The following is a 12,427-nucleotide window of genomic DNA, read 5'->3' on the forward strand; positions in this document are numbered from 1 at the left end:
TAAAGTGTAAACCATTTTGCCATAACTGTCAAGACTTAGCTACTATATATAGAAGAAAAGTTTGTCTAGTAAGCGGACTTTCTTCTTATACTCAATGAAAATCAAAGAGCAAACTAGGAAACTAACCGCAGGTTGCTCAAAGCACTGCTTTGAGGTTGCAGATGAGACTGACGAAGTCAGTAACCATACCTACGGCAAGGTGAAGCTGACGTGATTTGAAGAGATTTTCGAAGAGTATTAAAATTCAAATTCTGCAAGAACATCCTGCCCACTGGTGACCAATTTTGCCCCTTCCTGAATCAAATGATGGCAACCGCCTGATAGTCCATCTAAAATGCTACCAGGAATAGCAAAGACATCGCGTCCTTCTTCCATTGCTCTCTCACAGGTAATGAGACTGCCTGAGCGCATCTTGGCCTCTGCTACAATCACGCCACGACAAAGTCCAGCAATGATGCGATTACGGGCAGGAAAATGAAATTTTAGAGGTTGTTCGCCAGGTCCATATTCACTGAGAATCAGATGGTCATTGCCGATGTAGTCTTGCAAGCGTTTATTGGCTTTAGGATAAAACACATCCAATCCTGTTCCAATCACTGCAATGGTTTTTCCGCCATTCTGAAGAGCTGCCATATGAGCTGCTGTATCGATACCCTTGGCTAATCCACTGACGATAACCAGTTCATTTTCCAAGCCCTGAATGACTTTTTCAACTGACTTAGCTCCCTGTTTGCTACAAGAACGACTTCCCACGACCGCTACCTTAGGAAATTTCAAGAGGTCAAGATTTCCCTTGTAAAATAAAAGTACAGGCGCATCGTATATTTCACTCAAATCCCAAGGGTAACAGTCATCTAAAATAGAGAAAGATGGAAATTTTTGAAACTCTTTCTCCAAATGCGAATCATCTATCTGAAAATAACGTTCCATAAAAACTGCTGGATTTCGGCAACCTGATATTTCTGCGATATCACCCAACAAAAGTTCTTGATCGACATTTTCACCGTATTCTAGGACTTTCAAAATCTGTTGATTGGTTAAACCTGATTTTTTTAACTTATAGATTTCATAGTTTGTGATTTTCATAAATATCTCCATTTCTTTTTCTACTCATCTATTTATTCGTAAAAAATCAAAAAAACATCCGACTATTTTAGCCAGATGTTGGGATCTTTAATTCTCGTTTTTAAGAATTTCTTCTAATTTATGATAATCTTGGACACTATCGATCTCATAGATGCTATTGCCTTCTAATTCTTCAACATAGACATCTAGCTCTTTGATGTTATCCTTAACCATATTGTCCCAGTAGAGATCAACAAATTCACCACTTGCATAAGCCTTATCGATAAAGCTAACAATCTTTTCTGCAGTTGGAGCATCCCAGAAGGATACACCACTAAGGATACGACCTGCCTTGCTATCAACAATAATGTCTTGAACCTTGTAGTCATCTCCATAGACCAAGAACCATTCGTTGGTACAATCTTCACGATAAACACTAAAATAAGTCGAACGTGTCAAATCATTGCGGAACATATTTTTGAAGAGATAGTTATCCGCATCAATAACATAACTGTTAGCTAATTCTTCTTTTACAAGATAGAGAGAGTAAAAGTTATTGTAGTCAGCGTATTTATCATTGAAGACGAGGCGAACACCATATTTCTCTTTTAAATAATCGAATTGTTCTTTAAGGTAACCAACGATGATGATGATGTCGTTAATTCCTTTTTCTTTGAGAAACTCAATTTGGTATTCAATCAGGGGTTTTTGATTAACCTGAACCAAGGCTTTAGGGGTATTTTCAGTCATAGGACGCAAGCGAGTTCCCAAGCCCGCTGCTAAGATGATGGCTTTCACACGAATCTCCTTTATTCTTTAATAATAATATAAACTCCAGCAATAACGACAAGTGACGTAATAATTGTCAACATATCTAGCGGTGCACCCAAGAAAACAACTGCAAACAAGACTGTCCATACTACATAGCTCACGTTAAGACCTGTAGCCTTGGCTGGTTGCAAGCGATTGATAGCGATATAATAAGCCAAGTAGGAAATCATATCAAAGGCTGCAAAGACAATCATAAGACCTAACAATTGTCCATTAGCTACTTCTGCAAATGACTGATGAGAGAAGAGCACAATCACAAGATAGGACAAGAATGAAGTTACTTGACGGATTAAGAGGGCTTCGATTTCACTCAATTCACTTTCCATGGCAAAAGAGCTAAGAACACTCTCACTTCCCCATGCAATAGCACAAACTAAAGCACAAACAATCCCAATGTAGAAAGAATTAACCTGTTCAACCTTATAAGTTTGAGCAATAATCCCTGCAATAATCAAGACAATCCCAAACACAGTATTTTTCGAAATCTTGTGCTTCAAAAAGAAGAAAGCCAATAAAACTGAAATCGCAGGATAAATAGCCGATACAGATGAAGCTAAGGAACTTCCGATATACTTAACCGCATAAAGATTGGCCTGCATACCGATAGGACCTGCTAATAAGGCTCCGATGATAACACTAACATTGCGAATATTTAAGAAAATTGAGAGACGAACTTTTCCTTCTTTCACCAAGAGAAAAGCTAGTAAGATAAAGATACTCAAGAAATCGTGAGCAGCGGCCACCACAAAGGGCGACAAATCTGTAAAAATCGAAAAGATATAAGCACTAATCGTTAGACCTAAACCCCAGAAAATACCTGAGAGTAGACCAAAAGAAACTCCATTTTTATTTTTCATCTAAACCTCCATAATATGACAAACCTTTAACAGCTCTTTGGTAACGACTCACACCATAGTCACCAAAATCTGCACCTTGCTCTTCTTTGTAGACTGTCCATAGACTCCAAATAGCATCTTGCAAAATTTTATAGATTGCAATCTTTTCACGAGAGACAGGTGTTTGCTCACTCTCATAGTGAGATAAGAAAGCTTCTTCCTCTTGGGAAGTGAATTCAGACTCTAAAAAGAGAGCAGCCAAATCCCACATTGGATCGTTCATTGATGAATATTCCCAGTCAATCAGATATAGACGTCCTTGAGGTGATTCGATAAAGTTTTCAGGTACCAAATCGATGTGACAAGATTTTCTGTCAACACCTAAGTCAGCCAGTCTTTTCTCTAAGGAGAAGACTTCTTCTCGAACTGCTTCATAGTTAGCATACGGGATTTTTTCTTCAATTAAGGATTCGTATTTTTTGATTTCTTCAAAAGGAGCAAATTCTCCCCTTAATTCCTTACCAGATGCATGAATGGTTTGTAATATTGGAGCAATTTTGTCAAATTTAGTCTTGATTGACCTTGAATCAAGCGTAATCGCAGATTCGATATACTCATTTACTTTGATACCAGCTTCAATATCAAAAAGATAATTTCTTACATCTAAGTCTAAATCCTTTAGTAGTTCAAGATTGTACTTTTCATCTTGACGATTGATCAGCTTTTCTGTCCCTTTACCAAAGAATTTAACAATGTATTGCTTATTTGTTGTTTTGACCAAATAGTTTTGATTGGTCATTCCCCCCAGTTGTTCAACACTGAGGACTTCCTCTTCTTGACTAAGTAGGGATGAAATTTTTTCTTTAATGATTTTCTCCACAATTAACCTCCAGCACTTATACTTCCCACTTAAACACTGTTTTAAAGGCTGTGTTTAAATCGGTCGCAAAGACACGGTGAATATCTTTAATTTCTCTTACAGGTTCTTCTAGATAAAGGATATTTTTAAGACGATTGGCAAATTTCTTGACTTCCATCATTTGGATTGCATTTTCAAAATCAATGCGACCAGAACGAGAGGACCCAACCAAGAGCAAGCCCTTTTCTAAGGCATCACGAGTATTGAGATTGACTTTATATTCGCTAACTCCCATCATAAGAATCGTTCCCTGAGGACGAATGTAGCGAATCAAGTCATTAATGGCTGGTCCAGTACCATCACCACCACAACACTCAAAAGCGTGGTCAAAGGCCAAATCTTCAGGAATATTGTCAGTGATATAGCATTCTTTGGCAAATGAGAAGAGTTCCAACTTTTCCCAATGACGACCAATAACAACAATCTCTGCTTCTGGCAAAGTATAGTTGATAATATTGGCAACCACAAATGCTAAACTTCCATCTCCGATAACGGCAATTCGGTCCCGCTTGCTATGAGCAAGGGTCAATAGACGATTCATAGCGTGCATACCGACACTGACAAACTCTGTAATGGCTGCAACCGTATCTTCGATAGCATCATAAGCCACCACACGGTCTTTAGGAAGAGAAACAAACTCTCTCATAAAGCCATCAAAGCCACTAGACAAGAAATGAGTCCCTGTCATGTAGTTCTCATAGAATTCTTCATTGCTCTGCATAGGAGGCTGATTAGGAATCATGACAACTTTTTGCCCAACCTCGTAGGTTCCTGTAGGGTCAGAAATAACGGTTCCACATGACTCGTGAATCATTGCCATTGGAAGCTTTTTATTCAAAATCTTCGGATCACGTTTTCCTTGGTAGTAACGCTGATCCGCATGACAGACCGCCATGTAGTTGGGATGGATAAGGATATGATTCTCTTGGTCAATAGCCTCTTTCTGGTATTTGACGTTGATAAACTTGGGCTTAGTCAGTTGACAAATTTGATTAATCATATCGCTAGTCTTTCTCAATAATACTTTTTGCAATCTTCAAATCTGTCACTGTTGAGATTTTTAAGTTTGAGTATTCGCCCTTAGCCAAGGCCACATCTTTTCCTTTGATTACAAAGATCTTACATGCATCTGTCAAGATTTCCTTCTCTTCAGCAGAGAGAGCCGTAAAGGTCCATGAAGTCCTTGCAACGGAATGTTTGAGGTGTTTGTCCTTGATAGAGGTGAGCTCGATTTGGAATATCTGTAATGAATTGACCATTAGTGCTTTCAACGATAGTATCAACCGCTTCTACCACTGTGTCCACTGCATCATGATTTTGAGCAAGTTTGATATTGTCCTGAATCATGCGAAGCGTAATGAACGGACGAACAGAATCGTGGGTAACAACGATGTCCTCTGGTGTAAGCGGACGATAAGCATCGATGGCTTCAATGATTTTCTCAATACTCGTATTACGGTCAGCACCACCTTTTGTAATAATGATACGCTCCTTATGAAGAGGTAGATATTTATCTACAAGATCTTCTGCATGGGAAACCCAGTCTCCGTGAACACCAACCACAATTTTTTCAATGCTTGGTTCTAAGACAAATTTTTCAATTGTATGAATCAAGATAGGTCGATCACCTAGCTCTAAAAATTGTTTTGGCAAGTTACTGATTCCCATACGTGTGCCAGTTCCACCAGCAAGAATTCCTGCATAAATCATCTATTTTCTCCTTTGTCTTACTAAAAAAACTTATTCTCTCTATTATACCACAATCTAGTCCTATCATGAAAGAAATACCGGCCCTCCTGTTCTAGAATAGGAGGATTAAGCAGTTCCATTATTCAAAGAAACTAGTCCATTTCTAGTAGTGACTAGGAATTCTGTAGTCATTACTAATAAATGGCTGTGAAATTTTAGAGTTCTTCAGAATAATATAGTTTTCTTAAAGAAAGCTTAAAATAAAACTTTGAAACTCCAAAGTGATTGCTTGGCTTACTGCCCTTCATTTCTTATTAGCTAACTTTATGATATAAATACGAATGGGCTCAGGACAAGTCTTTAAAATAAAAAATAACCAACTGCTACAAGAGCTCCAGGCCCTAAAAATGCTTTTAGATTTTGCCAAAAATGATTGTTATTGGGAGTTTCAATAGATTGATTGATCTCAGAAAGGGAGACCTTTTTATAAGAAGACATAGGAATATTCACTTTCTAATCAAGTCTTTACCTAGTTTATTAATGAAGCTTTTGAAAATAAAATGAAAATAGTTTGCCTATTTCCAATTTATTCTTATTATATCACATTTTGGAACGATTCTTAAGGAAAGCATGATAGCTGAAATAAGCAACACCAGTATTGCAAAAGCCAGCGTTTTCTGACGCTGGCTTTTTAACTGTGAAAATTCTTTCTCAACTAGATTGCTTCTGTAACAAAACTACGGCTTTCCAATACTTTGAGCATGGCGTTAGCTGTATCTAATGCTGTAAAGAGGGGTACCCCGTGTTCAATGGCTGAACGGCGGATTTGCTCACCATCTTCATCAGCAGTTCGTTTGGTTCCAACTGTGTTAATGATAGCTTGAACTCTTCCTTTGCGAACAAAACTTGGGATATCTTTATCGTCATCACCAATCTTACCAACAGGTTGGGCTTGCAATCCATGACTGGCAAAGAAGGCAGCTGTCCCTTCCGTCGCGAGGATTCCATAGCCAATATTTTGGAAACGACGAGCCAAGTCCAAGGCTTCTTCTTTGGCATCATCAGCGATGGTAAATACAACGTTACCAAAAGTTGGCAAGTGTAAGTAAGAAGCTTCAAAGGCCTTATAGAGAGCTTTTTCCAAAGTAGTATCAGAACCCATAACTTCACCTGTTGACTTCATTTCAGGACCAAGTAAGCTGTCTACCTTAGCTAGTTTGGTAAAGGAGAATACTGGTGCTTTAATATGAACTCGAGTACTTTCAGGGTAAAGACCATCTTGGTAGCCAAGTTCTGATAAACTTTGACCAAGAATAAGCTTGGTTGCTACCTGAGCCATAGGAATATTGGTTACTTTAGAAAGGAAAGGAACCGTACGGCTAGCACGCGGATTGACCTCAATAACGTAGACTTTTTCATCCTTGATGACAAACTGGATGTTCATCATACCAAGGCAGTTAAGACCGATTGCTAGGCGTTTAGTATAGTCTGCGATTGTTTCTTGCACCTTTTGCGACAAGGTTTGTGGTGGGTAAACGGCCATTGAGTCACCTGAGTGGACACCGGCACGTTCGATATGCTCCATGATACCAGGGATGAGAACATTTTCCCCGTCTGAGATGGCATCAACTTCGCACTCCTGACCAACAATGTAAGAATCGACAAGAACTGGGTGGTCTGGACTAGCCTTAACAGCAGTTCGCATGTAAGAACGAAGGTCTTCTTCGTTTTCAACGATTTCCATGGCACGTCCACCAAGTACATAAGATGGGCGGACAAGAACTGGGAAGCCAATCTTGCGAGCTGCAAGAACTGCTTCTTCTTCATTGGTAGCCGTTTGTCCTGGTGGCTGTGGAATATCCAAATCTTTTAGAGCTTGCTCGAAGAGGTCACGGTCTTCCGCACGGTCTAGGTCAGCTACTTGCGTACCAAGAATAGTCACACCTGCTTTAGCCAATGGCTCAGCTAGGTTGATAGCTGTTTGACCACCGAACTGAACAATAACACCTTTTGGTTGCTCCAAGTCAATGACGTTCATAACATCTTCAAATGTCAATGGCTCAAAGTAAAGCTTATCTGATACAGAGAAGTCTGTAGAAACGGTCTCTGGGTTTGAATTCATGATGATGGCTTCATAGCCAGCCGCCTGAATAGCCTTAACTGAATGAACAGTTGCGTAGTCAAACTCGACCCCTTGACCGATACGGATTGGACCAGAACCTAGAACTAGAACGGATTCTTTATCAGACTTGATAGATTCATTTTCCCAACCATAGGTTGAATAGAAATATGGAGTTTCAGAGTCAAACTCTGCCGCACAGGTATCAACCATCTTGTAGACTGGGACAATCTTGTTTTCCAAACGAAGTTGACGAACTTGGTCAGCTGTCGTTTCCCAGAGTTCAGCAATCTTACGATCAGAAAATCCATTAAGTTTGGCAGTTTTCAAAACTTCTAGATTTTGTGGATGAGCACCCAATTCTTGCTCAATTTCAAAGATATGCAAGAGTTTATCCAGATAGAAAATATCAATCTTGGTCAATTCAGCAATTTCTTCTGGTGTGTAGCCACGGCGAATGGCTTCAGACACATAGAAGAGACGATCATCTTGGGCTTTGACAACCTTTTCAATCAAGGCATCATCAGAAACTGCTGCAAGTTCAGACATCTCATTGTGGTGCACCCCAATTTCAAGGGAGCGGCAAGCCTTAAGAAGAGATTCCTCGATGTTACGACCAATCGCCATGACTTCTCCAGTTGCCTTCATCTGGGTACCAAGACGGCGTTCTCCCTTTTCAAACTTGTCAAATGGGAAACGTGGAATCTTGGCAACTACGTAGTCAAGGGCAGGCTCAAACATGGCATAGGTTGAACCTGTAACTGGGTTGATAACCTCGTCCAAGGTCAAGCCAACTGCAATCTTGGCAGCCAATTTGGCAATTGGATAACCTGTCGCTTTAGAAGCAAGGGCTGAAGAACGCGATACACGAGGGTTTACTTCGATAACATAATACTTAAAGCTATGTGGATCAAGTGCCAGCTGAACGTTACATCCACCTTCAATCTTAAGGGCACGAATAATGCTCAAGCTTGCGTCACGAAGCATTTGGTTTTCATAGTCTGACATGGTTTGCGCAGGGGCAAATACAATGGAATCCCCTGTGTGAATCCCAACTGGGTCAAAGTTTTCCATGTTACAAACAACCAAAGCATTGTCAGCTGAGTCACGCATCACTTCGTATTCGATTTCCTTGAAACCTGCAATCGAACGTTCAATCAAACATTGGGTCACAGGCGATAATTTCAAACCATTTTCAGCGATTTCACGCAATTCTTCTTCATTGGAACACATACCACCACCAGTACCACCAAGGGTAAAGGCTGGACGAACGATAACTGGGTAGCCAATTGTTGCTGCAAAGGCAACTGCTTCGTCAACCGTGTTGACAATTTCAGATTCTGGAATTGGTTGGTTGAGCTCTTCCATCAATTGTTTAAAGAGGTCACGGTCCTCCGCTTGGTCAATGGCAGATAGTTTAGTACCGAGAAGCTCAACTCCAAGCTCATCTAGGATACCATTTTTAGACAGTTCCATGGCCATATTGAGACCTGTCTGACCACCGAGTGTTGGTAGCAAGGCATCTGGACGTTCCTTACGAAGAATACGAGTCACAAACTCAAGTGTAATCGGTTCAATATAAACCTTATCAGCAATTTCCTTGTCCGTCATGATAGTTGCAGGGTTTGAATTAACCAAGACAACCTCATAACCTTCCTCTTTCAAAGACAAGCAAGCCTGGGTCCCAGCGTAGTCAAACTCAGCAGCCTGACCAATAATAATCGGACCAGAACCAATCACCATAATTTTTTGAATATCAGTACGTTTAGGCATTTATAAGATATTAAGGGCGTCAAGCGGACAAAGCTAAAATAGGAGTTATTACGCAGAACTATCAGTTCTAGGAATAACTATCTTTTTAGCACCGTCCGTAGCCCGTATTCAGTTCAGCAAATACGGACCACCCTTCTCCTTTCTATTCGGCAACTCTCGGGTTGCCATTAAATAAATTCTCCGACGATTTTTTTAGCGAAACGATACTTTTCGGTAAAAAATCTAGTGCAGGGAGTTTTTAGTTCGCCTGATAGCGACTAAAAGAAACGACCTGCCTTCCTATTCGTCGCCTCACAGAGCGACATTAAATAAGATACAAAGGACGAATAAAAAGCGATTGAATTTTAGGAAACCAAGGAAGGATTGACAATCCAAATTGGTTTCTCTAAATTCCGAGCTTTCCGTCCGTGTTCAGTTACATAAATTCTCTGACGAGTTTTTACTCGTTCTTAGTTTGATTGTTTAAAAGCTTCCATCATCTCGATAAACTCGTCAAATAGGTAGCTTGCGTCATGTGGACCAGGGGCTGCGTCTGGGTGGTATTGGACAGAGAAAGCAGGTTGATATCTGTGACGCACACCTTCAACTGACTTATCATTGATTTCTTCGTGGGTGATAATCAAATGCTCTGGCAAATCCTCACGACTGACTGCATAACCATGGTTCTGACTGGTGAAGTCTACTCGTCCTGTTGCGATTTCACGTACTGCATGGTTAAAACCACGGTGACCAAACTTCATCTTGTAAGTCTTAGCCCCGTTTGCCATTGCGAAGAGTTGGTGCCCCATACAAATACCAAAGATTGGAATTTTTCCTTGCACACCACGAATCATGTCCAGTGCTTGTGGAACATCTTCTGGGTTACCTGGACCATTTGACAACATAACTCCGTCAGGATTGAGATGGAGAATTTCTTCAGCCGTTGTTGAATAAGGAACAACCGTCACGTTACAGTTGCGTTTAGAAAGTTCACGTAGGATTGAGTGCTTGAGACCAAAGTCCACTAGCACCACGCTCAAACCTACTCCTGGAGCTGGATATGAAGTTTTAGTAGAAACCTGCTTAATATTGTCTGTCGGTAATACTGTCGCTTGGAGTTGGTCCGTCACATGATCCATGCTGTCCCCAACATGGGTCAAAGTTGCACGCATGGTACCATGCTTACGGATAATCTTGGTAAGTGCACGCGTATCAATCCCTGAAATACCAGGAATTTTCTTGGCTTTCAAAAATTCATCCAAGGTCATTTGATTTCGCCAATTACTTGCTCTACGTGCCTCTTCGAAAACAACGACTCCCTTACAAGTTGGAATAATGGATTCGTAATCATCACGGTTAATTCCATAATTTCCTACCAAAGGATAAGTAAAGGTCAAGATTTGTCCATTATAAGACTGGTCTGTAATGGATTCTTGGTAGCCAGTCATACCTGTATTAAAGACGATTTCGCCTGTAACATCAATATCTGCTCCGAAGGCTTTGCCTTCAAAAACTGTGCCATCTTCTAATACTAGAAGTCTTTTTGTCATATTTTCACCTCTCGTGGACGCTCACTGGCGTCTTTTAACGTCTTGTGTTTTAGTTGGCGTTTCTACTCGCCAGTACGGATTCTAAGATTGCCATTCGAACAAAGACACCATTGGTCATTTGTTGGACAATCCGTGATTTTGGTGCTTCAACCAAGTGATCTGCTATTTCTACATCACGGTTCACTGGGGCTGGGTGCATGAGGATCGCTGTTTCTTTCAAACGATCATAACGTTCTTGAGTCAAGCCATGTTGGGCATGGTAGTCTTCTTTTGAAAAGACAGCTCCACTTTCATGTCGTTCATGTTGCACACGAAGAAACATCATGACATCTACCTGATCAATGATTTCATCAATAGTTACAAACTGTCCATAGTCTGCAAACTCTTGACTTCTCCATTCCTCAGGTCCAGCAAAGTAAAGTTCAGCTCCCAAGCGTTTCAAAATCTGCATATTGGATTTGGCAACTCGTGAGTGGTCCAAGTCACCTGCAATAGCAACCTTGAGACCCTCAAAGTGACCAAATTCCTCATAAATGGTCATCAAATCAAGCAAGCTCTGGCTAGGGTGTTGTCCCGAACCATCTCCACCATTGATAATGGAAGTTGTAATCGTTGGACTTGCAATCAACTCTCTATAGTAGTCGACCTCTGGATGGCGAATCACACAGACATCCACTCCCAAAGCAGACAGAGTCAAGATGGTATCATAAAGTGTCTCACCCTTATTGACCGAACTAGTCTTCACATCAAAGTCAAGTCGTTCAAGCCCCAGTTTAATCTCTGCTACTTCAAAGGACTTATGCGTCCGTGTAGAATCTTCAAAGAAAAGATTGGAAACAATCGGATGGTCTTCATAAGGAAGCTGAGCTCCGTTTTTAAACTCAATTCCTCGCTTAATCAATTTCATCACTTGATCGACAGTGAGGTCTTCCATGGACACCACATGGTTCAATGCTTGTTGATTTTCTGACATGGCTACTCCTTTAGCTTTCTAAGCTTCTTCAGTAATCAGAACTCTGTCTTGGCCATCAAGTTCTGCCATCTCTACGATGATTTCTTCAGAACGACTGGTTGGGATATTTTTCCCAACGTAATCTGGACGGATTGGCAATTCTCTATGTCCACGATCGACTAAGACTGCTAAACTCACGCGCGCAGGACGGCCATGTCCGACAATGTTATCAATAGCAGCGCGGATGGTACGGCCTGTATAAAGTACATCATCCACCAAGATAACTTCACGGTCTGTCACATCAACAGAAACCAAAGAAGTATCTTCTCCACTTTTAACATCGTCACGGAAAGGTTTCGTATCCAATTCTACAACCGGAACTGAAAGATTTTCTAGCTGTTCCAAACGTTCTTGGATGCGGTGGGCGATAAAGACACCACGAGTTTTAATACCAGCCAAGACGATTTTATTCAAATCTTTGTTACGTTCGATAATCTCATAAGTAATACGCGTAATCGCTCGTTTGACGGTCAATTCGTCTACAACTTCTTTTGTCTTCATGACAAACCTCCAAAAAGAAAAGTCTCCTTAAACAAGGAGACTTGAAATGTATAGCCAAGCGAGCCCTACTGCAAACAGTATAGACTTCACCCTTCTACTTTATCACGCTCCTTGCCTGCCTCACGGGACAGGTTTAAAGGAATATTTAGTTAT

General features: G+C 40.7%; 9 protein-coding genes and 2 pseudogenes. All 11 read right to left on the reverse strand.

The window, feature by feature from the left end; all coding sequences use genetic code 11:
• Nucleotides 1–237 precede the first annotated feature (237 nt).
• Nucleotides 238–1,086 carry a DNA-processing protein DprA gene (gene dprA, locus QP439_RS00400; RefSeq protein WP_261081191.1) on the reverse strand — a complete coding sequence of 283 codons (849 nt, stop codon included), beginning with the start codon at nt 1,084–1,086 and terminating at the stop codon, nt 238–240.
• Nucleotides 1,087–1,173: 87 nt separating this feature from the next.
• Entirely contained in the window at nt 1,174–1,863 is a 690-nt protein-coding gene (locus QP439_RS00405; protein WP_000643965.1) for a sugar phosphate nucleotidyltransferase, read from the reverse strand.
• An 11-nt stretch (nt 1,864–1,874) separates the two neighbouring features.
• Nucleotides 1,875–2,753, reverse strand: coding sequence for a DMT family transporter (locus QP439_RS00410; RefSeq protein ID WP_261446661.1), 879 nt, complete (start codon nt 2,751–2,753; stop codon nt 1,875–1,877).
• Nucleotides 2,743–3,612, reverse strand: coding sequence for a phosphotransferase family protein (locus QP439_RS00415; protein ID WP_261081189.1), 870 nt, complete (start codon nt 3,610–3,612; stop codon nt 2,743–2,745). Before QP439_RS00415 ends, QP439_RS00410 begins: the two co-directional genes overlap by 11 nt.
• 16 nt (nt 3,613–3,628) lie before the next feature.
• Nucleotides 3,629–4,651 (reverse strand): ribitol-5-phosphate dehydrogenase, encoded by a 1,023-nt coding sequence (locus QP439_RS00420; protein ID WP_084927334.1) that lies wholly within the window; start codon nt 4,649–4,651, stop codon nt 3,629–3,631.
• A gap of 4 nt (nt 4,652–4,655) precedes the next feature.
• Nucleotides 4,656–5,361 (reverse strand): annotated as a pseudogene (locus QP439_RS00425) (IspD/TarI family cytidylyltransferase).
• A 351-nt stretch (nt 5,362–5,712) separates the two neighbouring features.
• Nucleotides 5,713–5,838, reverse strand: a pseudogene (locus QP439_RS00430) (Nramp family divalent metal transporter); the annotation flags it as partial.
• 217 nt (nt 5,839–6,055) lie between these two features.
• Entirely contained in the window at nt 6,056–9,232 is a 3,177-nt protein-coding gene (carB, locus tag QP439_RS00435) for a carbamoyl-phosphate synthase large subunit (RefSeq protein ID WP_285386867.1), read from the reverse strand.
• Nucleotides 9,233–9,681: 449 nt separating this feature from the next.
• Nucleotides 9,682–10,761 carry a carbamoyl phosphate synthase small subunit gene (locus tag QP439_RS00440; protein ID WP_000166853.1) on the reverse strand — a complete coding sequence of 360 codons (1,080 nt, stop codon included), beginning with the start codon at nt 10,759–10,761 and terminating at the stop codon, nt 9,682–9,684.
• A gap of 49 nt (nt 10,762–10,810) precedes the next feature.
• The gene (locus tag QP439_RS00445; RefSeq protein ID WP_084926577.1) at nt 10,811–11,734 is read right to left on the reverse strand and encodes an aspartate carbamoyltransferase catalytic subunit; all 924 of its coding nucleotides are present in this window, start codon (nt 11,732–11,734) and stop codon (nt 10,811–10,813) included.
• 18 nt (nt 11,735–11,752) lie between these two features.
• On the reverse strand, nt 11,753–12,274 hold the full coding sequence (pyrR, locus tag QP439_RS00450; RefSeq protein WP_000850023.1) for a bifunctional pyr operon transcriptional regulator/uracil phosphoribosyltransferase PyrR: 522 nt from the start codon (nt 12,272–12,274) through the stop codon (nt 11,753–11,755).
• Nucleotides 12,275–12,427 lie beyond the last annotated feature (153 nt).

Source organism: Streptococcus sp. UMB1203, from assembly GCF_030217725.1.
GTDB lineage: Bacteria > Bacillota > Bacilli > Lactobacillales > Streptococcaceae > Streptococcus.

What these genes read in the sequence shown, in the direction of transcription:
- QP439_RS00420 (WP_084927334.1), bottom strand. Translation starts at nt 4,651, where the DNA reads ATGATTAATCAAATTTGTCAACTGACTAAGCCCAAGTTTATCAACGTC.
- dprA (WP_261081191.1), bottom strand. Translation starts at nt 1,086, where the DNA reads ATGAAAATCACAAACTATGAAATCTATAAGTTAAAAAAATCAGGTTTA.
- QP439_RS00445 (WP_084926577.1), bottom strand. Translation starts at nt 11,734, where the DNA reads ATGTCAGAAAATCAACAAGCATTGAACCATGTGGTGTCCATGGAAGAC.
- QP439_RS00410 (WP_261446661.1), bottom strand. Translation starts at nt 2,753, where the DNA reads ATGAAAAATAAAAATGGAGTTTCTTTTGGTCTACTCTCAGGTATTTTC.
- pyrR (WP_000850023.1), bottom strand. Translation starts at nt 12,274, where the DNA reads ATGAAGACAAAAGAAGTTGTAGACGAATTGACCGTCAAACGAGCGATT.
- QP439_RS00440 (WP_000166853.1), bottom strand. Translation starts at nt 10,761, where the DNA reads ATGACAAAAAGACTTCTAGTATTAGAAGATGGCACAGTTTTTGAAGGC.
- carB (WP_285386867.1), bottom strand. Translation starts at nt 9,232, where the DNA reads ATGCCTAAACGTACTGATATTCAAAAAATTATGGTGATTGGTTCTGGT.